Source organism: uncultured Desulfobulbus sp. (genome assembly GCF_963662935.2).
In the GTDB taxonomy this organism is placed as follows: domain Bacteria; phylum Desulfobacterota; class Desulfobulbia; order Desulfobulbales; family Desulfobulbaceae; genus Desulfobulbus.
In genome coordinates this window covers 501,224-525,083 of record NZ_CAXXTL010000002.1, presented here as the reverse complement: position 1 = coordinate 525,083, position 23,860 = coordinate 501,224, and the positions used below count along the sequence as shown (strand labels likewise).

Genomic DNA, 23,860 nt, shown 5'->3' with positions numbered 1-23,860 from the left:
TTCAGATCCGCAGGATGCAGAGGTAGGTAAGGATGGCGTAGGCCAGTAGCCAGAGACTGATGCCCAGCAGCACACGGGAACGGAATAGGGAGCTCTTCGGCAGCCAGAAGAGCAGGGCCAGCGGCAGCAGTGGAGTCAAAACACCGGCAACAAAGGGCGGCCAGTATCTGAGGAGTTCCTGCAACCCAAGGAAAAACCAGGGGCCGGCGATAAACAGGAGGCCGAAGCGGCTTGGCTCCATCGGCGCGGCCACGGCGATGGACACCAGCACGGTGACGAATACCAGCACCAGATGGTTGCGCCAGCGAGCGGTGTAGCGGCGGAGATGCGGCCAGGCGGCCATGCCTCCGAGAACCACCAAGCCAATGACGTGGTGAGCGTAGACCTTGCGCAGGCCGCTGTCGGCCAGATCAAAGAGGAGGTCGTTGAGCTGCGGGCCAATCAAGGGCACGGAGAGGCAAATATGCTCGGCTATGGCCCCGGCTGCTTCGCCGGTGGCATCTCCTCGCAGCACATAACCAGTGAACAGGAGCAGTAAGCCGCAGGGGAGGGTAGTGCAGAGGCGAATCCAGGCCCCTCGCTTGAACGCCTCCTCGTTCTTCCACAGCACCACGGCAAGATGCGCCAGCAGGAGCAGAAAAAAAGCCTGACTGGAATAATAGTGCAGGGCTCGCCAGAAGGAGCCGTAGGGCACGACCAGTTCAATGGTCGTGGTCGAATAGAAGGGTGTGTTGACATCGTACTGCAGGGCAACGACAATCCCCGAAAGGATCGAGAGGAAGAGGCTAATCAGCGAACCGCCGCCCCATCGATACTCGTGCAGCCATTGCAGCGGGGGTGACCAGGTTTTCCTGTCAAGCAAGCCAAACATCAGAGATGGACCACATAGGCGATCACCTGGCCCTCTCCGTTTTCTTTGAAGGTGACCTCGTATTGGGGCAAATTTTTTTCGGCCGGTCCGGCGATCCGTGTGCCATCCGGGGTGAAGCGGCTTTGGTGGCAGGGGCACTCGATGTACTGCTTGTCCTGCTGGTAGTTGACCCGGCAACCGAGGTGGGTGCAGATTCGAGAAACAGCTGTCGGCCCTTCCTGTGTGGAAAAAAGGAGAAAATCATGGCCGGTGTGAACGCCGCTCAGGGGGAGGGGGGCCGGAACTTCAACCAGCCGGGGCTTGGGTGGAATCCGGTGTCCGATGAAGCGAAACAGGGGGTAGAGAAAAACAGCTGCGACCACCCCTTGCATCCAGCGGACAAGGAGGGCGCGGCGGCTGCTGTCCGGTCCGGTCCGGTTGTCCTTGCCGGCAACAGTGGTGTTCATCAAGCGAATTTTTCCTTCAAGGCCCGCTCTACATGCTCGGGTACTAGTCCGGTGACGTTTCCCTTGCAGCGGGCAGCGTTCTTGATGTTGCTCGAGCTAATGTAGATCCATCGAAAAGCGGTCATGAGAAAGACCGTCTCCACCGTCCGTTCCAACCTCCGGTTCATCAGCGCCAATTGAAATTCGTAGTCAAAGTCCGAAATGGCCCGCAGGCCTCGGATGATGGTGCGGGCATTGTTTTTCAAGGCATAATTGACAATCAGGCCGTCAGTATAGCCAATCTCCACCCGATTGCCGGTGTCTTTGAAACACTCGCGGATCATGGTGCAGCGCTCTTCCAGCGAAAACAGAGGCGTTTTTTGCACATTGACGGCGACAGTGACGATAATCCGGTCAAAGAGCTGTAATCCCCGTTCGATAATATCGATATGGCCGTTGGTGATCGGGTCAAAGGTCCCTGGATAGAGAGCAATCCGGAAATCGCCGTTCTGTTTACCGGGAGGGGATGAAATGCAGGTTTCATTCATGATATCAATTCGTGTCCGGCAGAGGTTTGTAAAACCATAATCCGGTTTCTCCATAACGGCGTTGATCAATCAAGGAAAGGAGGCCAACCTTTTCGGGGAGGATGACGCGTCGCTGCTCTTCGACGATGACCAGCGCCTCCGCTGTCAGGATGTCAGCTTGCTCAAGCATTGTAAGGACTTGATATGCCAGGTTTTTTTTATACGGAGGGTCCATGAAGACCAGGTCGAAACGGATGCCGGGTTCCATTGTGGCGCGAAGCGGCTGCAAATGCAGCGTGGTTGCCAGGTTGAGCGGGACAAAGGCAGCGCGAGGCTGGGGGATGCAGGTTCGGAGGTTGGCCTCGATCAGGCGACCAGCTTCCAGTGACAGGTCGACGAACGCAGCAAAGGATGCTCCTCGGCTCAAGGCCTCGATGCCGATGGCACCGGTGCCGGCAAAGAGATCAAGGACCCTGGTGCCATGAATTCGCGGCCCGATGATGTTGAACAGGGCCTCACGCACCCGGTCACAGGTTGGCCGAATCTCATCGGATCGGGGGGTGATAAGTTTGCGGCCTCGGGCACTGCCACCGGTGATGCGCACGAGAATCTCAAAAAGACAAACAGGTCAGTGGGGCAGATTTTCTTGGACGATTGGTTTGGGTTTCTTTCTGGTCAACCGGTTTTTAGCGGCCATGAACAGCCCTGAAAAGATGTAGAGCAGGGAGGCGCCGAAGAGGGTAATTGGCGGTTCGCTGGCCAGAAGGATCAAGAGGAGAATCAGGCCAACGATCAACTGAAATCGTTTTTCCTTGGCTATATCCATGTGTTTGAAGCTCAAGTACCGGTGCGTTGAAACCATCAGATAGGAAAGGAGGTAGACCAGCAGGAGCAGGGTGATATGTTGGACGGTGTCAGTGGTTTTAAAGACATGCGAGCTGAACATGACAGCGGTGGCAATCATACCGGCAGCCGCAGGGCAAGGAAGACCAGTGAAGTCGTGACTTGGGCTGGCAACGGTCTGGGAGTTGAAGCGAGCCAGGCGGAGGGAGGTGGCGGCGACATAGAGAAAGGCGGCCAGCCAGCCGTAACGACCGTAGGGGGTCAGTGCCCAGAGATAAGCCAGCAGTCCGGGGGCCACGCCGAAAGCGACCATGTCGCATAAGGAATCAAGTTCCATGCCGAAAGTCGAGGTTGAACCGGTCATCCGCGCCACCCGGCCATCGAGGCCGTCGAAAACGGCAGCCACCAAGATGGCCACTGCAGCCGCGAAAAAGTGACCGTTAATCGAGGAGATCATCGAATAAAAGCCGCTGAACAGGCTGCAGATGGTCAGCATGCAGGGAACAACATAAAAACGGTTGGGGGGCTGGTTTGTCGGCAATGTGCTTTCCATGTTCGGCTCGTGTAAAATCAGACGGCTTTAAGGCGCCTTTGGTGTTGTCGATTCAACATCCGGTTTCTGGTGCGTTGCCGCCACAGGTGGGCCGGAGATTATAATGTGAAGATTATACGGTACGTTGGCGAGTTAGGCAACCGGTTCTTCCGCCCCGGAGACCGGGGCCGAGACGAGATAACCGAGTACGGTTTCACCGGCCCGGACCTTCTCGCCCATCCTGACCGACACCCGTGCCGACAGCGGAAGATAGAGATCAACCCTGGATCCGAAACGGATCATGCCAAAACGTTCTCCGGCCATGACTCTGTCCCCTTTTTCCGCGCGGCAGACGATACGGCGGGCAATCAGGCCGGCAATCTGCACCATCGTGTACCGCTGATTATCCGGCGTGGCCAGGGTGAGGGCGCAGAATTCATTGTGGAGGACGGCCTTGTCCTTGTCGGCGGCGTAGAATTTTCCGGGCGACAGGGCAACCTGTTCCACGGTCCCGGTGAGGGGAATGCGGTTGACGTGGACATTGAAGACATTCATGAAGATCGAAATCTTCTGAACCCGGGTGTGTAAAAAGCGGTCGTCATCAACTTCGCCGAGCACAATAATCTTACCGTCCGCCGGGCAGACAATGGCCCCTGGCTCCTCTGGCAAGACTCGAGCCGGATCGCGGAAGAAATAGGTGACAAAGCCGGTGAGCAGCAGACAGAGCAGGGCCGGAAGAACAAAGCCAAGCAGGCCAAAAATCAGGGTGGCAAAACCGCTGAAGAGGATGAAAGGGTATCCTTCAAGGGCCAGGGGTAGTTCAGTTTTCTGCATGGGAAATCCGGGGAAGAAGAATGTCGGCTGCGGCCCTGCGGCCGACGGCGCGGCGGTTATTTTTTAGTGGCGCGGACCATGGCGATTTTGCCGGTGCGAACAATCTCTTTGATGCCGAGCGGCCGGAGTATGTCGATCACCGCCTTGATTTTTGACTCGGAGCCGGTGATTTCCAGGGCGTAGGAGTTAGGGCTGACGTCCACCACCTTGCCACGGAAGATGTCGATGATCCGCAGGACCTCGGCACGAGTGCCCGCCTCAGCCTTGACTCGGATCAGGGCCATTTCCCGCTCGACGAATTCACCCTCGCTGACGTCGTTGACCTTGATGACATCGATCAGTTTGTGCAGCTGTTTGGTGACCTGCTCGATAATGGCTGCCTCGCCGCTGGTAACCACGGTTAGGCAGGAAACCTGGGGGTCGTAGGTCTCAGCCACGCAGAGACTCTCGATATTGAAGCAACGGCCACTGAAAAGTCCGGTGACGCGAGAAAGGGCGCCGGGTCGGTTGCGCAGTAAGACGGTAAGGGTATGTTTCATAGTCGTTGTCCTGTTCGACGTGGGGTTCTGTTCAATGCGGCCGGCAAAGGGAGCCGGATAACGGTTCGTTCTCCCGTGCTCCTTAGACCAGGAGCATCTCGGTGGTGGGCTTACCTGCCGGCACCATCGGGAACACGCCTTCCTCGCGGGAGATGGAGAAATCCATGATCACCAGGTTCTTGGTGGCCAGGGCTTCTTTGATCACCGGCTCGACCTCGGCCTTGGTCTTGGCGCGCAGACCGACAGCGCCGTACGCTTGGGCCAGGGCGACAAAATCCGGGGTGACCTCCATCACGGTCGAGGCATAGTGGCGGTTATAAAACAGCTCTTGCCATTGCCGCACCATACCGAGGTAGTTGTTGTTAAGGATGGCAATTTTGACGGGGGCGCCGCATTCTCTGGCTGTGGCCAGTTCCTGGATGTTCATCTGGATCGAACCGTCGCCGGCCACATCGATAACCGTCGCCTCGGGAAAGGCCATCTGGGCACCAATGGCCGCCGGCAGTCCGTAGCCCATGGTGCCGAGTCCGCCGGAGGTCAGCAGGCGGCGCGGGTGGTTGAATTTATAGAACTGGGCGGCCCACATCTGATTCTGGCCGACTTCGGTGGTGATGATGGCATTGCCGCCGGTCAGCTTGTGGAGAGTTTCAATGACATACTGCGGCTTGATGATCTCGCCGTCCTCCATGTAGGCCAGCGGATGCTTGGCATCCCATTCCTTGACCTGTTCGACCCAGGGTTGGTGCAGTTCGGCCACTTCCTGCGCATTGTATTCACTGGACTTGTCAAACCAGAGGTTCATAGCCTGGAGGGCTAGTTTGCAGTCGGCGACAATGGGGATATCGACATCGACGTTCTTGCTGATTGAGGTGGGGTCGATATCGATATGGATGATCTTGGCCTGCGGGGCAAAGGCATCGAGCCGGCCGGTGACCCGGTCGTCGAAACGCGAGCCGACGGCGATCAACAGATCGCTCTTGGCCACCGACATGTTGGCGGCGTAACTGCCGTGCATGCCGAGCATCCCCAGCGACAAGGGATCGGTACCCGGAAAGCCGCCCAGGCCCATCAGGGTCATAGTCACCGGGATGTTTAGCCGCCGGGCCAGTTGGGTCAATTCCTCATTGCTGTTGGAGAGAATAACGCCGCCGCCGACATAGAGTACCGGTCGTTTGGCTTTGAGGCAGGCGCGGCAGGCCTTTTCCACCTGCCCTGGATGTGGATCAGTGTTGGGCTGGTAGGTCTGCATCTTGACCTGTTTCTTGGGCGGATAGACGATCTGTGATGCGATAATGTCTTTGGGCAGGTCGACTAAAACCGGGCCGGGGCGTCCGGAGGCAGCTAGATAAAAGGCCTCGCGCAGCACCGGCACCAGATCCTCGGGGTCGTTGACCAGATAGTTATGCTTGGTGCAGGGCCGGGTGATGCCGACGATGTCGACCTCCTGGAAGGCGTCGTTACCGATCAGAGCACGCGGTACCTGGCCGGTTAGTACTACCAAGGGGATCGAGTCGCAATATGCGGTGGCAATGCCCGTGACCCCGTTGGTGGCGCCGGGGCCGGAGGTCAGTAGGGCGACGCCGACTCTACCGGTGGCCCGGGCAAAGCCGTCGGCTGCATGTACTGCGCCTTGCTCGTGGCGCACCAGGATGTGGCGGATACTGCTCTTGCATAATTCGTCGTAGAGCTCAATAACCGCACCGCCGGGATACCCAAACAGGAGTTCCACGCCCTCTTCCTGTAAACATTTGATAATCGCCTGTGACCCTGTGATTTTACTCATAAAGTGTTCCTTTTCTTGTTGTGCGGTTCCGTCCGGGATGTGCTGATGCGGCTGCTTGCCGGCCCCATCGGGCAGGAATGCCTAAAAGAGTCGAAAATATATAGGGGTTACAAGGGGCTGTCAAGCGGGAAACCGGCCGTTTTCCGTCAATTGCGGCGATGCCTTTGATCAATGTCGTCGATATCCATCTTGGGGAAGTTCCCAGGCTGCTCCCCTACGGTTTGGTCGCTTCCTTTTCCAACTGATCGATCAGGTCGCTCACCATCTTGCCCGATGGTGCCGCCGCCATGGGATGATACTGAATAAGTATCTTCCATTCGGCTAAGGCGCCCTTGCGGTCATTTAATCCGGTGAGCAGGACCACGCCTTTGTTGAACCGGGCCTGCTCATGCTTGAGGTTGAGCTTGAGCACTTGATCAAACAGGTCGATAGCCTTCTGGTGCTGGCTGTCCTGGTGGTACATGACGCCCAAATCGGTCATCACGTTGAGGTCGCCGGGCAACAATGCCAGGGCTTTATTGTAGGCGTCGATGGCCTGCTTGGCCTGACCGGTGTCGAAATAGGCGTGGCCGAGTTCCACCCAGGCCTGACCGTCATTTGGTTTATCCTGGGCCGCCTTTTCCAGGGCGGCAAGAGTATCGGCAGCTTCTTGGTGTTGCGGTGTTGCGGATTGTTCGCTGACATGGGGTAAGCGGTAAGCAGCAAAAATCGTCCCGCCAAGAAAGCCGATGATGAGGGCCGCGGCCACGTAGAGATAAAATCTTTCTTTTTTAATATAACCCTTGGGGTCCACTCTGTTCACCTGAGGAAGGAAGGAGGCATCATGCCGGATGGTGTAAGGTTCGGTTAAGATAGCACAGGCAACCGGGAACCGCAACGAAAGCGAAGGAAGAGGGGGCCGCGAGGCTCTCACTCCGTGGCATCGATCACCGCGTCCAGGCAGACACGATGCACGGTGGGCCCGCAGTGACCGCAGATGGTGACTTGAACGGGTTCCATGCTGCGGCCCTTTTCTCGGCAGGCGGCCTCTACTTTGTCCTGGGTAGTGCTGCTGCAACCCTTGGCCTGCATGTCGTAGAAATGCAGTGTGCCCCCCGGCCGCAGTGCATCCAGGGCACAGGGAAGCAGATTTTCTCCACCGTGGGGCAGAACGATAAGAATGCGGTCAAACTGCCGGTTGAGGTTGGGGAGCACTCCCCTGGCATCGCCTTCAAGAAAACAGACATTGTTAATGCTTCGATTGGCCCTGAGGTTGTGCTGGGCATATTGATGGGCAACGGGGTTCTTTTCAATGCCGATCACCTCGCGCGGTCGACTGTGGCGTCCGATGATCAAGGGAAAGGGCCCGACGCCCGAGCAGAGGACCGCCACCCGTTCTCCCGGTTGGACCAAGGCGGCAATCCGTGCTCGCTCATGGGCCGAACGGACTGAAAAATAGACTTGGGCCAGATCGAGATGAAGGGTGACGCTGTTTTCCCGATGCACCGTGGTCAGGCGCTCTTCACCGGAAATGACCCGCAGCGGCAGAGTGCGGTATTCGCCTCCATACTCGCCGTCGCGCTTCGCTACCACCCGGATTGTGTGGTGCAGGGCGAGGATGCACGCGCCGATTTCTCGTTCCAACGATGCTAATTCCGGTGTGATGCCGACCACGGCGATATCGCCGACCCGGTCGAAACCGCTTGGTAGTCGGGTGGGGACGATCTCGGGAAAGCGGGCAATCAGGAGACGTTTGAGTTCCATTGAAAGAGTTCTGCTAAAATTATAAGTGGTGCAGCCTGTCGTTTACCGGCCAAGCGGACTTTGCACCCCAAGGAGGTAGCGTCCGGCAAAATGGAGGGAGGATCATGGTCGTTTGCAGGTTGGCATAATTTCCGTTAGGTAAACCCCCGGCTTTGCCGGGGGACAACAAAAGTTTGACGGTTCCGGCATAATAAAGAAGCCTCCTCTCACGTGGACCGCTCAAAGTCACGAGAAAGGAGGCTTCATGAACAACTTACAATGTTTAAGCCACACGAAATGGGATTGCAAGTTCCATGTAGTGTGGATACCGAAATGCCGTCGGAAGATGCTTTACGGTCAACTTCGCAAGAATCTTGGAGATGTGTTCCATGACCTTGCCCGGCAGAAGGAGAGCCGGGTGTTGGAAGGGCATTTGCAATCCGATCATGTGCACATGCTGATTTCGATACCGCCGAAATATGCGGTATCGCAGATGGTTGGGTATATGAAAGGAAAAAGCGCGATCCATATAGCGCGGACCTACCTTGGCCAACGGAAGAACTATAGCGGCATGAGTTTTTGGGCACGGGGCTATTTTGTTTCAACTGTCGGTGCCGATGAAGAGGTTGTGCGGGCTTACATCCGCGAGCAAGAACAAGAAGACCATCGTGTCGAGCAACTGCAACTATTCAGATAGTCGACCACCGAATGGTGGTCAGAGTATCTGTTAAACATACCGCTTTGAGCGGTTCACAATCTTTCAAGCCACCGGCTTTGCCGGTGGTCACTGACTGGGAAATTCTGGATCGTATCGGGAGCATGCCCGTTTTCCCAGAGATGGGAAAATATGGGGATAGTAGATGATTTGTGCAGGCAACGACAAGAGGCAAGTCCATCGGGCCTCTCAGTCTTGACCACCTTGCTTTTCCAACGAGTCGGTCGACCTCGTCGCATCTCTTTTCCGTCGGCAAACGTCCGGAAAAGAGATGCCAGTTACTCGTGTGCAGAATAGAAATATTTCCTTGTTATTTCAGAAGCCTCTCTTTGTCAGGGAAAACAATGAGACAGTTTTATATTGCAATATATGTGGACATGTGTTTTTTTAATTGTTGAATAACAACATCAATATGACTTCTACCTGATACAAAATCACTATGCAAACCACCAAGCTTGTTCTGATTATGATGATCGGCTTGGCGATAATCGATTTTTCCATCGTGCAATCGTCAACCGCCGCTGCACCGGCTACGGAGCCAACATCTTCGTTCGCCGCTGCCCCGACAGCCGAGTCGCCCGTTGCTGCGAAAGCCACCAAGTCCACCAAGTCGATGAACGGTCTGGCCGCTGTTTATTCTGACAAATTTATCGGCCGGAAAACAGCAAGTGGGCAAAAGTTTTGCCAGCGCCAACTGACAGCTGCGCATCGGTCACTTCCGCTGGGCACGAAAGTACGGGTTACCAACATCCGGAACAGCAAGTCGATCGAAGTGTGCATCAACGACCGCGGGCCGTTCCACGCTCGACGTGTGATCGACCTGTCGACTGCTGCCGCTGAGAAGGTCGGGATGGGAAAGAAAGGGATTGCGCTCGTCAAGTTGGAAGTCGTCAGTGAGTCGTCGGCTAAAAAATCTTGAAAGAACAGGCGTTAGGTCCCGGTTTGCATTTTTTTTTAGAATATACCTCCCCGCCCAGTGATTTGCAGCGCACCGCTCAAGATGGTGTTGCCTAAGCACTAAGGGAACCCCATTGGTCAAGGTCCGGAACCGGTTCCGGACACTTTACACTCCAACAGTCTGCCCCCTTAATTCATTTGGAAACTCGTCCACCCGACCAGCATCCTGGCTTCCTGCCCTCCCCGAACACCCTCCGCCCCTTTATCGTCTCTTGAGCGAGCACATCATTTGGTGTTGATCCACTACCTGCTGAATTCATTGGCTGAGAAAAGAAGCCGGCCCCGCCAAGCCATCATCTGATCCATTGCTCGGTCAAAAAGGGGGGTTCAGTTCTCCCTCGAATACAGATTGTCCAGAAAATAGTTCATTTGCTGGTACCACCAGGGCCAGTCATGGCTCACATCCTCGCCCCAGATATCAACCCAGGCCGGAATTCGTTTTTCCCGCAAGGTGTCCGCCAGCTCGCGGGTGTCCTCGAGCGCTTCCGTCTCCCAGGCGCCCTGTCCGGCGCAAACAACAATGTCGCTTTGGCGGTACCAGTCGATAAACCACTGATTGTCCAAAGCAGCCAGGTAGTGGAGCGGCGAGTTGAAGTAGACCGCCGGGATATCCTTTGTGCTCAGGCCGAATTCGGTGCGGTCGAGGCGATAGAGGCCGCTGAGGGCTATGGTGCCGGCAAAGAGGTCGGGATGCTTGAGGAAGGCGTTGACCGCGTGGTAAGCCCCCATGCTGCAACCGTTGGCCATTACCCGAATGTCCGGCTGTTTGCAATGCGTGCGGATAAAGGGGATGACTTCTCGGACAATATAACGGTCGTAGGCTTCGTGGCGGGCGTTGCGCTCGGCCGGGGTGATCGAAAAGTGGTACCAGGATTCGGCGTCGACGCTATCGATACAGTAAAGCTTGATCTTGCCGCCATCGATGAATTCGGTGATAGCGTCGATCATGCCCATGCCCTCGTAGTCATAGTAGCGGCCCAGAGAGCAGGGAAAGACCAGGATCGGCACTCCCCAGTGGCCGTAGACCTTGAACGCCATGTCTCTGTGCAGGTTGGGGCTGAACCATTGATGTTCTTCGATCTGCATGGCTGGACCTCCTAAACGCGGGTCTGATGGATAAAGCGGATGATTTCGTGCAAGCGCTCGAAATCAGCGGTGCGAAAGATATACCCCATGTCGCCCAAGGCACTGGCGAACACTCCGGGCACACGGTCGACCTGGCACATCTGTCCGCCGTAGCGGGTCAGGATTTCATCGTGGCTATGGATGTAATCCAGGTTGTTCTTGCGGCTGGCGTAGCAGCAGTGGTACTTGCGCTCGAAAGCAACATCTGTCTGTCCGTGTACCAGCAGCTCCGCCCAAATTTTGTAAATATCGATGTCGCAGGCGTAATTGAACATGTCGGTGGTGAAGCCGCCCGGTGGCCGCATGTTCACCTCCAGGGCGGTGAAACTGTCGTCGCCGGTATGGAAGAATTCGATGTGGAAGAACCGTTCCCGCACCCGGAATGCTTCCAGGCAACGGAGACCGGCGGCCTCCAGGGCCGGTGGAATATCGCGCAGCGAATAGTAGGCGATATGCCGGGCCTCGTTGACCGTCTCCATGATGCCCTGGCTAAAGACGTGAGCGGTGCGGAAAACCGGTGTGCCGGCAGCGTCACAGAGGCCATCGAAGGAGGTGATCGTACCTTGGATGAAGGCCTCAACGATATACTCCACCGGCCGCTTGTGTTCAAAAAAGCGCACCAGGTCCGCGTCCGAATCAAGGCGGAAGGTATCCAGGGCGCCGACGCCCACGTCGGGTTTGGCGACAACGGGATAACCGGTTTCTTCGATCAGCGTCCGTGCCTCGTTCAGGTTGTGAACGACTCGGCCGGCAGCAACCTGCACCCGCGCTTCTCTGAAGGTCTTCTTCATCTCCGACTTGCTGCGGATCATGCCGATGTCGCACGCCCTGACCCCAAAGACATTGAAATCGTCGCGCAAACGGGCCTCAATGCCCAGCCAGTATTCGTTGAGGCTGTCGATGCGGTCGATCTTGCCGTACCGGTGGGTGAAGTAGCCGCAGGCCTGCACCAGTGCACCATAGTCGTCCATCCGCTCCACCCGGTAATACTCGGTCAGAGCGGCGCGGACTTCGACCGGCAGGGCATCATAGGGCGCGTCGGCAATGCCGAGGACATTGGCCCCGACCTGTTTGAGCTGCCCGCAGAAACGGTGGTACTGGGGTGGAAAATGGGGTGAGAGAAAGACACAGTTCATCGGCAAGCTCCTTGCAATACGTTTGGTCAACCGAAGGGAGCAGGGAAAAAGTTGACCGGTACAGGTCTGCTTATGGATTTATGATACCTTGGGAAGAGCCGCCGGGCAATGGGGATAATGACGGTGAGGCAAAGCCCCGGCGATAGTTAGCCGGGGCTTTGTTCGTGCGGGGGGAAGATTATCGTTTGAGGCTGACTTCCTTCGTCACCTTGTGAATGGGGAATTCAGCCTCCGGCACTCCCGGCAGTTGCCGGAAAGTGAGGACCGCTTCGACCACTGCCTCCTGGACGCCGTCCGGGAGTTTCACCTCAATGGTTTCCTTTTTCGGAACAAAGGGTTGCAAGCTGGTGTCGCGCATGAGTGTCAGCTTGCGGTTGGCCGCGTACACCATCGTGTTTTCGTCATACCCCAGCTTGTGCTGCGGCATGTAAATTTTGGTGTCTTGGAAAATTTCCTTGCCGTCCTTGGTTGTGACCTTGATGTCGAGGGTGACCCGGTTGGGCGACGGGCAGCCATCGGGAAAGCGATGGCCGATCCGGCTCACTACTTCGCTGTTGATGACTACCATGGGGATCAATTCCTTGGCGTTTGGTTTCATACGATAGCCGATCGCGGTGATATTGAGGTCGATCCACTCCTGCAACCGCTTGGAGGTCTGGGCGGGATCCTGATAGTTGGGTGGAAAGCGGTGACCGCCCTCTTTTTTCATGTGACATTGCTGACAGGATTCGGTTCCACCCATGGGCACGTAAAATTGCTGGTGGCTGTCGAAGGTCGAGGTGCACCACATGGGTTCGTCATAATGCTGAACATTCGGTCCTTGGTGGCACTGGGCGCAAAAAACCGTATCGGCCAGCAACTCGCTTTTGGCGGCAGTCGTGAATTTTTTGTCACCATGGGGACCCGCGAATTTGGGCCCGTAAATCACGTTGGGCTGGGGTTTGCCGTCGCGGAACTTGCGGATGATGGCGTTGCGGTTATGGCAGACGATGCAGGTGATCTGAAGTTTACCGAGGACCTCTTCGTTGCCGTCGACGATGGCCTTGGCGATCTCGTTGGCCACGCCTTCGGAGGCATCCATCATCTGCGGCAGGTGGCACTCGACGCAGGGTTTGAGAAACTCTCTGGTACCGGGGGCGACCTCGCGCGATTTTTTGAGTTCGGTGTCCCGTGAATTGACATAGCCCTGGAAGGTGGCCAGCGTCCTGCCGATAGGGCCGAGCATCGGCTTGGCATGGAGCGATTGCTCCCACTGGGCAAAGATTTCAGGATGGCACCCCTTGCAACTCAATGCATCGTACTGTTGCACCAGTTCGTCAAGGGTTTGCGCTTCCTTCCCCGGCGAAACGCTAGGGATGATAGCCAACAGCAGTGCTGCGACGACTACCCGAATCAGTTTCATGGATTCCTCCTTTCGATGGGTGTTGTCTGGGGATGACCCCGGTTAAGGATCGTTCTCGCAGGTGACAGCGGGCCTTGGGCACGCTGCGGTTTGGTTGTGCAGAGGCTCGAAGATTCTCTTGGCTGAGGTGTGGAATTGTCCCCCCCTGCCGGGCCTGGATGGATGCTGGGGGAAAGGGCAATGGTTGTTTTCGGGCCGGTGGCTGCGCGATGGAGAAAAAGAAGCTGCAACTGCAAGTCTTGGGGTTGCTTGTGTTCCAGGTCCCCGTGAATGACTCAAGTCTGCTCGCTGGATGAGTCGATCAAGCACTGTCACGAATATACCCCGGTGGCCCCAAGGACCGGTCCAATGCAGCCAGTATTACAAACCGTCATGCAGCCGGTCAATAGCTTTGTCTTACCCTTGTGAAAAGCCTTTCCTGAGTTGCGGAATTTGTTTCGGCCCGGTGCAGCAGACGGCGGTCGAACACTGTTCCGGTCAACAGGCACACAGTGCAACATGCAGTGTTTGTGAGAAGAATTGACATGCTTGCGCCAATCTTTTACAATCATTTACGTTCGCTTTTCGCGCATGAAGAGGCGGATTTTTGCCTTGCCGGAAAGCGTTCCCACTGCAACCCATAGGCCCCGCGCATCAAAAAGGAGACAGAATGAGACTGCGGCCATTGTTTCTCTTGCTCTTGATCTTGCTGGGAACGACCCCTGTTCTTTCCGCCGAACCCATCCCATCCCCGGACCGACTGGCGCGGGTGCTGCAAACCAAGCAGCTGCGGGTCTGTATCTGGCCCGATTATTATGGCATCAGCTACCGTAATCCGAAGACCCTGCAACTTGCCGGCATTGATATTGATCTGGCGCAGGAACTCGCACGTGACCTTGGCCCGGAGGTGCGGGTTGAATTTGTTGACACCTCCTTTGCCCGGCTGATTGAAGATGTCACCAGCGACCGTTGCGACATCGCCATGTTTGCCATCGGCATTACCCCCGCCCGCGCGGAAAAACTCCGTTTTACGCAACCCCACCTGCAAAGCGATGTCTATGCCGTGACCACCCGGAGCAACCGGCGTGTTCAGGGATGGGCGGATATCGACCAGCCGGGCGTGGTGGTGGCGGTGGCCAAGGGAACCTTCCACGAGCCGTTGATGCGCGAGCGGCTGCGCCAGGCGCGACTGGTGGTGCTCGATACCCCTTTTGCCCGCGAACAGGAGGTGGAGTCGGGACGCGCCGATGTCTTCATGACCGATTATCCCTACAGTCAGCGGATGCTGGCCAACTCCGACTGGGCACGATTGGTGGCCCCGCCGGCCACCTACCATCTGACCTCTTACGCCTATGCCATGGTGCCAGGCGATGACCGGTGGCATGAGCGGGTCGAGCGTTTTATTGGTGCAATCAAGCAAGATGGCCGGTTGCTTGAGACGGCTAGACGGCACCGGCTCGAAATCATCGCCAAGTTCGACTGATACCACGGCCCCGTACGTGACTCTGCGCCGCGCCCTGAGCGCCGACATCGTCTTTCTCTCCCTGGTTATCCTGGCCATCCTGGCTGCCGGTTCCGGCACGGCCTATATCATCCAGCGACAGAAAAACACCGCGATTGTCGAGGCGCTCAACCGCAGTTCCTTCCACACCCGTGCCTTCGAGAGTCATCTGACCGGCACCCTCGAGACCGTGCAGCGGCTCGCTGATTATATTGCTGCCGGTTCGGCCGAAACGGCCCCGGAGATTGTTGACGAGTTGTTTCGACGGACCCTTCGGCAAGCCCCCTTTCTCCGTTCCCTGTCGATGATCGACGCCACGGGCCGGATCGTTGCCAGTTCCAACTCCGGGAATGTGGGCCAGCTGTTGGATATCGGCGAGTATTTCCCTTCTGTCAACCCCTCCGTCCATCCGCAATTGCGTATCGGCCATCCCTGGACCGGACGTGATTTTGATGAAGGCGCGCCTGCAGTGGCCGAGCAGTTACATCCTGTCAGCGGCCTTGGTTTTGTTCCGGTTCTCTGCCGGGGGGAATACCGGGACCGCGATGTGCAATTGGCGGTTGCGCTCAATTCAGATTATTTTATCAACTATTTTAGCCAGTGGTTGGCGGCCTTGGATGGGTTTGTCGAAATTTTACGCTTTGATCGGGTCGTTTTGCTGACCAGCGGAGAATCTTCTGCTCCGGGCAATCTCCATCCCGACAGGATGCTTGCCCAGATGTTGTTGGAATCCGAGATCGGCAGTTTCCAAGGCGGGGGAAACGGGCAGGGGGAAGCTTTGACCGCTTTTCGCGTTTCCCGGCAGTTTCCCTTACTGGTGGTCACGCACTTGGACCGGGATCAGGCTCTGGCCAATTGGCGGCAGGAGAGCGGGCGGCTGGTGCTGCTGGTCGGACTGGCACTTGCGGGCCTGTTGTATCTGGCCACGGTTCTGTATCGGCGGGAACGGCGGATGGCTGCAGCTCAGGAGGCTGTTCGGCGGCGTGAATACGAACGGCTCGCCGCCACTGTGTTTGAAACCGTATTGGAAGCGGTGGTGGTCACCGATTCGGAGCAGCGGATTGTCGCGGTCAATCCAGCCTTTACCCGCATTACTGGTTATGATGCCGAGGAGGCTGTGGGCGGGGATTTTTCCATGCTGGCCAGCGGGTATCATAGTGAGGCATTCTATCAAGCAGTGCAGCAGTCACTGGTAACCCGAGGGCGCTGGGAGGGGGAGGTGCGTAACCGGCGAAAAACCGGTGAAATATTTGTCGCCTGGCAGTCCATCAACCAGGTGCGGGATGATGCCGGTCATGGTTTGTACCTGGTGACGGGGTTCTCCGACATCACCGAATATTGCGCCGAGGCTGATCGCATCTCTCACTTGGCGCACCACGATTTATTGACCGGTCTGCCTAATCGGGCGCTGTTGCTTGATCGTCTGGGCCAGGGGCTTCACCAGGCGCGCCGTGAAGGCGGGCAACTGGCATTGCTTTATTTTGATCTCGACAAGTTTAAGCCGGTCAACGACACGCTGGGTCATACCGTGGGGGACCGCCTGTTGCAGGCGCTGGCCGCCAGGTTGCTGGGGGAGGGGCGCGCCACCGACACCTTGGCACGGCTTGGCGGGGATGAATTTGTCGTCCTACTCCCCGTTATCATGAATGACCGGGCGGCGACGACGGTTGCCGAGAAGATTCGCCTGGCTGTGGAGCAGCCCTTTCTGATCGATCAGCACCAAGTCAACGTCTCTGCCAGTATCGGTATTGCCCTGTGCCCTGAACACGCCACCGATGCGGAAGGGCTGATGCAGTGTGCCGACCGGGCCATGTACCGGGCCAAGGCGCAAGGGGGCAACCGGTTTGAGCTGTACCAAGTGTGACAAGGTTTTTCTGCCGCTTCAAATCTTCGGCCCCGGAAATGCTGGTTTGAAGTGAGATCAACAAACGACCTGTCTGCTGAACTGGGGGCCCAAAAAAGTCACTCCTTCTACGCGGCAAGAATGCGTGTACAAAGGGGGGTTAGTTCCGCTGGAGGTCGAAATCGATGCCGATTTTCGATTCCTCCTTGGTTGCCGTATCGTTCAACAGAATTTCTTTTTTTCCACTGAGCTGTTTGTCAAAGGGAGTGCCCGGAAAGGGGCCCCATTTGCCGTTGAGAGGAAGAGCGCGGTTGTAGCGGATTAAGGTGTTGATCTGCTCTTCCGTCAAGTCGACGTTCGTGTTGACCAGGTCGCAGGTGCCCTCGGCCTTCTCTCGCACCTTGCCTCTGTAGTTGGAGGCGAGCGAGGTACCGTCTATGCTGACCATGTAGGTGCCGTTTTCGTTAAAAATAAGCTGGATTGTGGCATCATGGTTTTCCGGTTCTCCCATCATCCGGCTTCGGTTGGAAAGCCCATTGACCTCCGCGTCGAGGGTGGTGGTCTTTGTGCTGCTCCGGCCTCCTTTTCGGCCTGAGGCGCAGCTATAGCAACCGTTTTCTTCCCGGTTCTCGCGAAATTCGTGGATGGTGGCGGTCATCTCGCCGGTGGTGTCGGGTTTGCCGATCCGTTTGAGCCGCCAATCCTGGGTGGTGGATGTTTCCTCCCGGCTGTTCTGGTGGAATACCCCATCGGAATTGTTGCAGAACACCGGATAGTGGGTGGTGTCGTCATTTTTCTTGACCGAGGAGACGGTGACCGTCACCGGACCCGTGTAGGGGCAGATCTCCAGATAGGCCATCTTTTTAACCAGTTCATCGGCCATCTCTCCGATAGGACCAGCGGCAGCATCGCCCGTACCTGCGGTCCGGTGCAGGGTTATTGCCGTCTTGTTGGTCAGCCGGTCCATGCACAGAACGGTCATTTCTGTTGACTGTCCCTTGCCCGTGATTTTCAGCATGATAAAATAGCGGTAATCTTTGTAGCCATCCAAGTTCTCCCGGATAGTTGCCGATTCTTTGTCCAAGGCCTCTTGTCCTATCTGGTGACCTGCATGGAAGGTATCCTTGTCGGTGTAATAACCAAGCAAGGATTTTCGCCGTTCCCAATCAAGCATCAATTTGATGTCCTTTTCCGTCGCCGGGGAGGCGCAGGGAAAGGCCTTGAGAATCCCGCCCTGAATCGTATCTGCCAAATAATCACTGATCATCTCGATCTCCTTGTATCCATCCATTGCTTGGGCAACGGAGGTGGTGATCAGAATTCTCGGCTTAACATATCCCCAGGCATGGCCGAGGGGCAGCGCCAGGGTAAGGATGAGGGCGAGGAGGATGCGGTTCATTGGCTCACCACCTGGCAGTCTGGAAGCGTTTTTTTGATTGCCGCCACCTCGGCGGCACTGATCCCGGTTTTGGCGATTCCCAGCTCCTTGAGACCCTGCAGTCCTCCGATGGCTGGCAGGATGGAAGCGAACGGATTGGCGTCCAGATAAAGGATCGTCAGGTTGTTTAGTTGACCAAGGGCCGCAGGAAGGTGGTTGAAATTATTGTTGAACAGGCTGAGCTTGGTTAGGCCGGAAAAGGTTGCCAGTGATTCCGGAATGTTGGTCAGGCCCCTGCGAAAATTGATGATGTGCAGCTCCCGCAGCGGCAGTTTTCTTGCTTTTTCAAAGATGATTTCTAGGTCAACGGGCTGGCTGGCCTCGGTCCCTTTCAGGATCAAGGTGCGGACGGCCTTGAATTGGTCGATCTGATCGATGAGCTGCGGAGTTTGCGGCAGGGAAAAATCAATGATCAGCAATGTCAATTCCTCAAGGACCGCCGGATTTTTGATCGTCGGATTGCGGTCTTCCTCGTATTCTTGGACGATTTTGTCCCGCACCTCTTCGGAAAGATCGATGCCAGTGCCTCTACCCTTGGCGGCCGACTGCTCGACATGCTCCAGCCCGGTTGCCCGGTTGAGTGCCGATTCTTCGACTGCTTCGGATGCGGTCTTCTCGGTGGCACCGGCCTTAACCGCCTCCTGCTTGAGCCTCATGGATTCTAACTGAGCCGTCAGTTGCCGGACTCGTTCATTGGCCTCCTTGACCGCCTTGGGGTCGTTCCAGTTGGTGGAGCGGCGGATCTTCATCATCTCGGCCCGGATCGTTGCCGGGTCGACGGGTGGATCGGCACTATACGCCCATCCCGTCAACAGGGCCATCAGCAGCAAGAGCCAGAGACCGGTGTGCAGGGGCTTCGCCCCTTGTTTCCGATTCATCGGCCCAGGGCACCGTCGCAGGGATCGGACCTGAACGGCCCCGAAGTCAGATCGTATTTGTAGGCCAATCTAAGCTTGTTGATATAATCCCGAACCAGGCCGAGCCCGGCCATGTCGGCCTGTTCGGGCGGCACGTCCACGCCGAACTGCACCTTCTGGATTTCCATCTGGGTTTTTTCCATCTCCTCCGCGTCGGGCAGGGAGGTGACGATGGCTGTGCGGTAACCGTTCAAGGCTTCCAAAAAGGAGGGAGACAGGTTGGTGCAATAGGCTTCTTTGGCTGTATAAATTCTATTTCGTTGGAAATCGAGTGCCGTACAGGAGGAGGTGCCGTCCATCATGGCTTTCAGTTTGTCTTCTTCTGCCTTGATGGCGGCCCGCAGCCGCTTGCTCTCGGGGTCTTCATGGGGAAGGTTCTTCTTTAGTTCCTCTTTGCCTTCGATCCCTAGCTGGTCCATTTGTTTCTCGATCTCCGCCCGCAATTGATCCGTGCCGGGTTCCTGCTCGGCGGTTTTCATCTTTTGTTCCCACTTGCTGATCGCCGCCTGAATCTTCAGGGCCAGATTGGCCTGCTTTTGCGCCAGTTCCGCGGTCTTCATATTACCCTGCTGGGTTTTGGCGGCCTTCTCCGGATCCATCGCCGCTTCGGCCTGCATCTGCCCCATCATCGCCTTGCCCCAACCTTCCTGGCCTTCCCGGTTGGTCTTCTTCAGGTTTTTCAACTCGTCCATGGAGACGCCGAATTGCTGTTCCATCAATTGCTCGGCCTTTTTTCGCTTTTCCTCTCGGGACATTTTTTTCAGGGTTTCACCGTCGACGCCTTCGGAACCCGGCTGGTTCATCATCGCTTCCTGCAGGGCCTTGCTGTTTTTACTCTGCGCCTCTTGCAAGATTTTTTTCCGCTCCGCCATCTCTGCGTTCAGTCTGTCCGCCACCTCGTTGATTTTTTTAATGAAAGCAGGATCTCCCTGGCCATCGACAAAGCAGCCGTTTCCCGGCACCTCGGGCAGTTGGTGCAGATAGGCGCTCGGCGGTTCAGCATGGCCCGTGGCAAAAGCGCCGCCGAGGAGGACCGCCGTCAGCAGGGCGGATGATATATGCTTGTTGCAGTGGGTGCATGAAAAGAAAATGTTCAAACGAGACCTCCTTGGAAGGGTAGAGGTTTGTTCTTGTGTCCTGCTGTTTAGCAAGGCTGCAAGTCGAGGGATGCTTCCGGCCTGATACTGCAGTCAGTATAGGGGGCGCCTGCTATCAAAGCAAGAGCGGTTTCGGGGAGATCCGGGATGGATAACTTGAAAAAGAGAAAAGGAAGAGCCCTTTTTTTGCCTCGGTGCGATCAGGCGGCTCGAAGGAGTGACGGCGGCAAAGAGAGGCTCGGTACAGCGAAATTTTTCCCGCTCTAGCATCTGGCCACCCTTTAGCCTCCGTTACCAGAGAAGAGCGCACGCCTTTTTGCCGATCACCTCTTCGTTGAAAACCAGCCGGGCCGGTGTCTGCGCCAAGCCGTAACAAACATGCAGGGGCAAGAGGTGTTCCTCTCTGGGGTGGCAGTAACGGGCATGCGGCGCTTGTTCCCAACCCGTCAGGCGTCGCTCGCGTTCGTTAGGGGAAAGGGTCTCTGCCGTGCAGGTGTCGATCAGCCAGTGGTTGAACGCCTCGTTTCGTTGGTCGGGTGTGCCGGGAGGGCTGGCGAAAAAAGCCCTGAGATTGTGGAAGGAAAAACCCGAGCCGATGATCAGGACATTCTCCTGGCGCAGAGGGGCCAGAGCCTTGCCCAGGGCAATATGGGCCTCGGGGTCAAGGCTGGCGAGCAGCGAGACCTGGAGACAGGGAATCTCTGCTTTGGGATACATGATTTTCAGCGGTACAAAGAGGCCGTGGTCAAAGCCCCGGCGCTCATCTAAGCGCGGTTGGAGACCACTGGCCGCCAATAGGGTCTGGATCCGCCTTGCCAGTGCCGGAGCGCCGGGCGCCGGATAGCCTATCCGGTAGGATTCAGGCGGGAATCCAGAGTAATCGTAGAGTAATGCGGGATGGTCGCTGCCGGTGATCGTCGGCTGCTGTTCCTCCCAATGGGCACTGATCAAGACTATGGCTGTAGGTGTCCCCAGTGAACTGGGGATGTTCTGTAAAAATTCCACCAGTTTTTGGTGCGCCGGATCGCCCAGCAGCGGCAAGGGGCCGCCCCCATGGGGAATGTAGAGCACCGGCGCGGGTGTTGTTGAGATGGCCATTTTTTCGTTTGCACTCCTTGGAAGTGTGACAATTGTGAGTGTCAGCCAAGCGGGGCCTCTGGGCGACCTCTCGCGGCAATATCTACCGTTGGGTTAAGAAGGTGGTGGAAGTGACTGGCCCTATACCAGGTGCAGGAGTCCCAGAGTCTTGAACAACGCCTCAACCCTTGCCCCGTCTTCCACGGTGAAGCTGATTTCGATCCGCTGGCTTTTCAGCACCATGAGGGAAATCCGGTCGCGGGAGGGGCGATGAGTGGCCCGCTGAAACCAGGTGGTGAGTTTGCCGGTGCCGTGCAATCTTCATTTACCGTTGTGGATAGTCGGCGGCAGAACTGCCATGGTTTTGATGTCGGCCGGGAAAACGGTCTTGCTGCCACCGCTGGGGTAATAATAATGAGTAAGAACAAGCGTGGCCGGAGTCAATGCGATCAGAAAAGAACTGCTTCGGGGACATCCATGATAAGTAATGTCAATTGGAAAACGAACTGTTTCGGGGACAGTAACTGTTTCGGGGACAGTATATTTATCGATGACTTTTTGCCGACCGCCGCTATAATGATTGCATGGCCAGAATCGCACGTATCATCGCTCCGGGGGTGCCGCATCATGTTACCCAGCGGGGCAATCGTCGGCAGCAGACTTTTTTCTGTGATGAGGATTATTCTACCTACATCAAACTCATGGCCCAGTGGTGCGGCAAGTACAAGGTGGAGATCTGGGCCTGGTGCCTGATGCCCAACCATGTTCATCTGGTTGCTGTGCCGCACACCGAGGTCGGGCTCGCACGGGCCATCGGCGAGGCCCATCGCCGTTACACTTTGCACATCAACAATCGCGAGAACTGGCGTGGCCATCTCTGGCAGGAGCGGTTCGCCTCCTTTCCCCTGGATGACCGGCACCTGCTTGCCGCCGCGCGGTACATCGAGATGAATCCGGTGGCCGCAGGTCTGGCCGTACAACCGGGCGAGTACCGGTGGAGCAGTGCCCGCACCCATCTGCACGGCGAGGCGGACGGTCTGGTCAACGCGGCGCCGTTGCTCGCGCTGGTGGGCAACTGGCACCCCTTTCTTGCCCTGTCATCGGAGGAGGAACTCGACCTGCTCCACCGGCATGAACGCACTGGCCGCCCGCTGGGGGAGGAGCCCTTCCTTGCCCAATTGGAACAGCAACTGGGGCGGAGGCTGCGTCCACAAAAGCCTGGCCCGAAGAAACAGGATCAAGAAGAGTAAAGAAACTGCGGCGGCACTCTTTTCACCCGTTGCGTTGCCTCTTCCTTCCTCATATTCCACACAAATCGGCCGAAAACGGTGAAACCATGGCAGACGAGCAGAGCGAACATTTGGCACACAATCCTTTGCCCCTGGCCGGGATCCGGGTGCTGGAACTGGGGCACAACATCATGGGACCTGCCTGCGGCCTGATCCTGGCCGATCTCGGGGCCGAGGTCTACAAAGTTGAGCGGCCGGGCAAGGGCGATGATACCCGTTGGCTGCAGGGCTTTGGCGCTGGTTTTTTCACCTGTTTCAACCGCAATAAAAAGAGTTTGGCGATCAACCTCAAGCGCGACCAGGGCCGGGAACTGTTTCTCAAGTTGGTGGAAAATGTTGATGTCCTGGTCGAGAATTTCGGACCCGGCACTGTCGATCGCCTGGGGATCGGCGCCGCCATCTGCCGAGAGCGCAATCCACGCCTGATTTTTTGCTCGCTCAAGGGATTCATGCCCGGCCCTTATGCTCACCGGCCAGCCTTGGATGAGGTTGTGCAGATGATGGGCGGACTTGCCTACATGACCGGCACCAGCGGCAAACCCATGCGGGCCGGGGCCTCGGTCACCGACATCCTCAGCGGCGGCTTCGGGGTCATCGGCATCCTTGCCGCTCTCCTCCAGCGCCAGCAGACCGGCCAGGGACAGGTGGTGCAGGCCTCCCTGTTCGAATCCGTGGCCTTTCTCATGGGGCAGCATATGGCCGGGGCCGCCGTCTCTGGGCAGGTGCCGCCGCCCATGCCCGAACGCGGTCGTACCTGGTCGGTCTATGAACTTTTTGCCACCAAAGACGGCCAGCAGGTGTTCATCGGCATCACCTCTGACCGCCACTGGCGTCGACTCTGCGCCACTTTCGGCTTCACCGATTGGGCCGATGATCCGAAGCTGGCCACCAACCAGGGGCGACTCGAGGCGCGTTCCTGGTTTTCTCCCGAGTTGCAGCACCGGCTGCAGAAATTAAGCAAGAGCGAGCTGATGGCACTGGCCGAGAAAGCGGGCGTTCCCTTTGCCCCGGTCAACCAGCCGGTCGACCTCTGGGACGACCCCCACATGAACGAGTCGGGCGGCCTGGCCGAAACCGAAACGCCTTCGGGCAAGCGGGTCAAGCTGCCCAAGCTGCCGCTACGCCTTGACGGACGGACCTTTGACCTCCGTTTGCAGCCGCCCATGGTGGGCGAAGGGGCGGCTGACATCCTTCAGCTGACCGGGCTGTCGGAAGCGGAGATCGCCGCTCTGGCGGCCACCGGGGCCATAGCGGTGCAACCCTGCCGGAAGCCGTGATTAGGACCACAAGCCACGTCCAACAACCGAA

Annotated in this window: 24 protein-coding genes; 6 read left to right on the top strand and 18 right to left on the bottom strand. The window is 57.1% G+C overall.

The window, feature by feature from the left end; translation table 11 throughout:
- Position 1 precedes the first annotated feature (1 nt).
- The 10 genes from ACHZCX_RS06640 to ACHZCX_RS06595 form a co-directional block, all read right to left on the bottom strand.
- Complete coding sequence (locus ACHZCX_RS06640) at positions 2–871, bottom strand: cytochrome b N-terminal domain-containing protein (protein WP_394708771.1); 870 nt, start codon at positions 869–871, stop codon at positions 2–4.
- Positions 871–1,317 carry a ubiquinol-cytochrome c reductase iron-sulfur subunit gene (locus tag ACHZCX_RS06635; RefSeq protein WP_319586455.1) on the bottom strand — a complete coding sequence of 149 codons (447 nt, stop codon included), beginning with the start codon at positions 1,315–1,317 and terminating at the stop codon, positions 871–873. Before ACHZCX_RS06635 ends, ACHZCX_RS06640 begins: the two co-directional genes overlap by 1 nt.
- On the bottom strand, positions 1,317–1,844 hold the full coding sequence (gene coaD / locus ACHZCX_RS06630; RefSeq protein WP_319586454.1) for a pantetheine-phosphate adenylyltransferase: 528 nt from the start codon (positions 1,842–1,844) through the stop codon (positions 1,317–1,319). Before coaD ends, ACHZCX_RS06635 begins: the two co-directional genes overlap by 1 nt.
- Positions 1,845–1,848: 4 nt before the next feature.
- Positions 1,849–2,427 (bottom strand): 16S rRNA (guanine(966)-N(2))-methyltransferase RsmD, encoded by a 579-nt coding sequence (gene rsmD, locus ACHZCX_RS06625; protein ID WP_319586453.1) that lies wholly within the window; start codon positions 2,425–2,427, stop codon positions 1,849–1,851.
- A 24-nt stretch (positions 2,428–2,451) separates the two neighbouring features.
- Positions 2,452–3,219, bottom strand: a complete 768-nt coding sequence (gene pssA, locus ACHZCX_RS06620) for a CDP-diacylglycerol--serine O-phosphatidyltransferase (RefSeq protein WP_319586452.1) — start codon at positions 3,217–3,219, stop codon at positions 2,452–2,454.
- 132 nt (positions 3,220–3,351) lie between these two features.
- On the bottom strand, positions 3,352–4,032 hold the full coding sequence (locus tag ACHZCX_RS06615; protein WP_319586451.1) for a phosphatidylserine decarboxylase family protein: 681 nt from the start codon (positions 4,030–4,032) through the stop codon (positions 3,352–3,354).
- Positions 4,033–4,088: 56 nt separating this feature from the next.
- Positions 4,089–4,571 (bottom strand): acetolactate synthase small subunit, encoded by a 483-nt coding sequence (gene ilvN / locus ACHZCX_RS06610; protein ID WP_319586450.1) that lies wholly within the window; start codon positions 4,569–4,571, stop codon positions 4,089–4,091.
- An 82-nt stretch (positions 4,572–4,653) separates the two neighbouring features.
- The gene (gene ilvB, locus ACHZCX_RS06605; protein ID WP_319586449.1) at positions 4,654–6,354 is read right to left on the bottom strand and encodes a biosynthetic-type acetolactate synthase large subunit; all 1,701 of its coding nucleotides are present in this window, start codon (positions 6,352–6,354) and stop codon (positions 4,654–4,656) included.
- A 214-nt stretch (positions 6,355–6,568) separates the two neighbouring features.
- Complete coding sequence (locus ACHZCX_RS06600) at positions 6,569–7,147, bottom strand: tetratricopeptide repeat protein (RefSeq protein ID WP_319586448.1); 579 nt, start codon at positions 7,145–7,147, stop codon at positions 6,569–6,571.
- A gap of 116 nt (positions 7,148–7,263) precedes the next feature.
- Positions 7,264–8,097, bottom strand: a complete 834-nt coding sequence (locus tag ACHZCX_RS06595) for a hypothetical protein (RefSeq protein WP_319586447.1) — start codon at positions 8,095–8,097, stop codon at positions 7,264–7,266.
- Between the two features lie 244 nt (positions 8,098–8,341).
- On the opposite strand from ACHZCX_RS06595, the gene tnpA reads away from it, so the two are divergent.
- Positions 8,342–8,773 (top strand): IS200/IS605 family transposase, encoded by a 432-nt coding sequence (gene tnpA, locus ACHZCX_RS06590; RefSeq protein ID WP_319585594.1) that lies wholly within the window; start codon positions 8,342–8,344, stop codon positions 8,771–8,773.
- A 457-nt stretch (positions 8,774–9,230) separates the two neighbouring features.
- On the top strand, positions 9,231–9,710 hold the full coding sequence (locus ACHZCX_RS06585) for a septal ring lytic transglycosylase RlpA family protein (RefSeq protein ID WP_319586446.1): 480 nt from the start codon (positions 9,231–9,233) through the stop codon (positions 9,708–9,710).
- Between the two features lie 365 nt (positions 9,711–10,075).
- Here ACHZCX_RS06585 and ACHZCX_RS06580 read toward each other — a convergent pair whose 3' ends face one another.
- From ACHZCX_RS06580 to extKL, 3 genes are all read right to left on the bottom strand, one after another.
- Entirely contained in the window at positions 10,076–10,834 is a 759-nt protein-coding gene (locus ACHZCX_RS06580; RefSeq protein ID WP_319586445.1) for an alpha/beta hydrolase-fold protein, read from the bottom strand.
- A gap of 11 nt (positions 10,835–10,845) precedes the next feature.
- Positions 10,846–12,009 (bottom strand): carboxylate--amine ligase, encoded by a 1,164-nt coding sequence (locus ACHZCX_RS06575; protein WP_319586444.1) that lies wholly within the window; start codon positions 12,007–12,009, stop codon positions 10,846–10,848.
- 178 nt (positions 12,010–12,187) lie between these two features.
- On the bottom strand, positions 12,188–13,411 hold the full coding sequence (gene extKL, locus ACHZCX_RS06570) for a multiheme c-type cytochrome (seleno)protein ExtKL (protein WP_319586443.1): 1,224 nt from the start codon (positions 13,409–13,411) through the stop codon (positions 12,188–12,190).
- A gap of 649 nt (positions 13,412–14,060) precedes the next feature.
- Between extKL and ACHZCX_RS06565 the strand changes: the two genes are divergently transcribed.
- Both ACHZCX_RS06565 and ACHZCX_RS06560 read left to right on the top strand, forming a co-directional pair.
- Positions 14,061–14,873 carry an ABC transporter substrate-binding protein gene (locus tag ACHZCX_RS06565; RefSeq protein WP_319586442.1) on the top strand — a complete coding sequence of 271 codons (813 nt, stop codon included), beginning with the start codon at positions 14,061–14,063 and terminating at the stop codon, positions 14,871–14,873.
- Positions 14,824–16,755, top strand: coding sequence for a diguanylate cyclase domain-containing protein (locus ACHZCX_RS06560; RefSeq protein ID WP_319586441.1), 1,932 nt, complete (start codon positions 14,824–14,826; stop codon positions 16,753–16,755). The genes ACHZCX_RS06565 and ACHZCX_RS06560 overlap by 50 nt, the downstream gene beginning before the upstream one ends.
- Positions 16,756–16,894: 139 nt before the next feature.
- On the opposite strand, the gene ACHZCX_RS06555 is transcribed toward ACHZCX_RS06560, so the two are convergent.
- The 5 genes from ACHZCX_RS06555 to ACHZCX_RS06535 all read right to left on the bottom strand — a co-directional run bounded on the left by ACHZCX_RS06555 (position 16,895) and on the right by ACHZCX_RS06535 (position 21,581).
- A complete protein-coding gene (locus ACHZCX_RS06555; RefSeq protein ID WP_319586440.1) occupies positions 16,895–18,133 on the bottom strand; it encodes a hypothetical protein in 1,239 nt (412 codons plus the stop codon).
- Positions 18,130–19,050, bottom strand: coding sequence for a hypothetical protein (locus ACHZCX_RS06550; RefSeq protein WP_319586439.1), 921 nt, complete (start codon positions 19,048–19,050; stop codon positions 18,130–18,132). The genes ACHZCX_RS06555 and ACHZCX_RS06550 overlap by 4 nt, the downstream gene beginning before the upstream one ends.
- A complete protein-coding gene (locus ACHZCX_RS06545) occupies positions 19,047–20,186 on the bottom strand; it encodes a hypothetical protein (protein ID WP_319586438.1) in 1,140 nt (379 codons plus the stop codon). Before ACHZCX_RS06545 ends, ACHZCX_RS06550 begins: the two co-directional genes overlap by 4 nt.
- Before the next feature lie 291 nt (positions 20,187–20,477).
- The gene (locus ACHZCX_RS06540; protein WP_319586437.1) at positions 20,478–21,284 is read right to left on the bottom strand and encodes a class III extradiol ring-cleavage dioxygenase; all 807 of its coding nucleotides are present in this window, start codon (positions 21,282–21,284) and stop codon (positions 20,478–20,480) included.
- Positions 21,285–21,404: 120 nt separating this feature from the next.
- Positions 21,405–21,581, bottom strand: a complete 177-nt coding sequence (locus ACHZCX_RS06535) for a hypothetical protein (protein WP_319586436.1) — start codon at positions 21,579–21,581, stop codon at positions 21,405–21,407.
- A gap of 266 nt (positions 21,582–21,847) precedes the next feature.
- On the opposite strand from ACHZCX_RS06535, the gene ACHZCX_RS06530 reads away from it, so the two are divergent.
- Positions 21,848–22,513 carry a transposase gene (locus ACHZCX_RS06530; protein ID WP_319586435.1) on the top strand — a complete coding sequence of 222 codons (666 nt, stop codon included), beginning with the start codon at positions 21,848–21,850 and terminating at the stop codon, positions 22,511–22,513.
- Between the two features lie 86 nt (positions 22,514–22,599).
- The gene (locus ACHZCX_RS06525) at positions 22,600–23,829 is read left to right on the top strand and encodes a CaiB/BaiF CoA-transferase family protein (protein WP_319586434.1); all 1,230 of its coding nucleotides are present in this window, start codon (positions 22,600–22,602) and stop codon (positions 23,827–23,829) included.
- Positions 23,830–23,860: the final 31 nt, after the last annotated feature.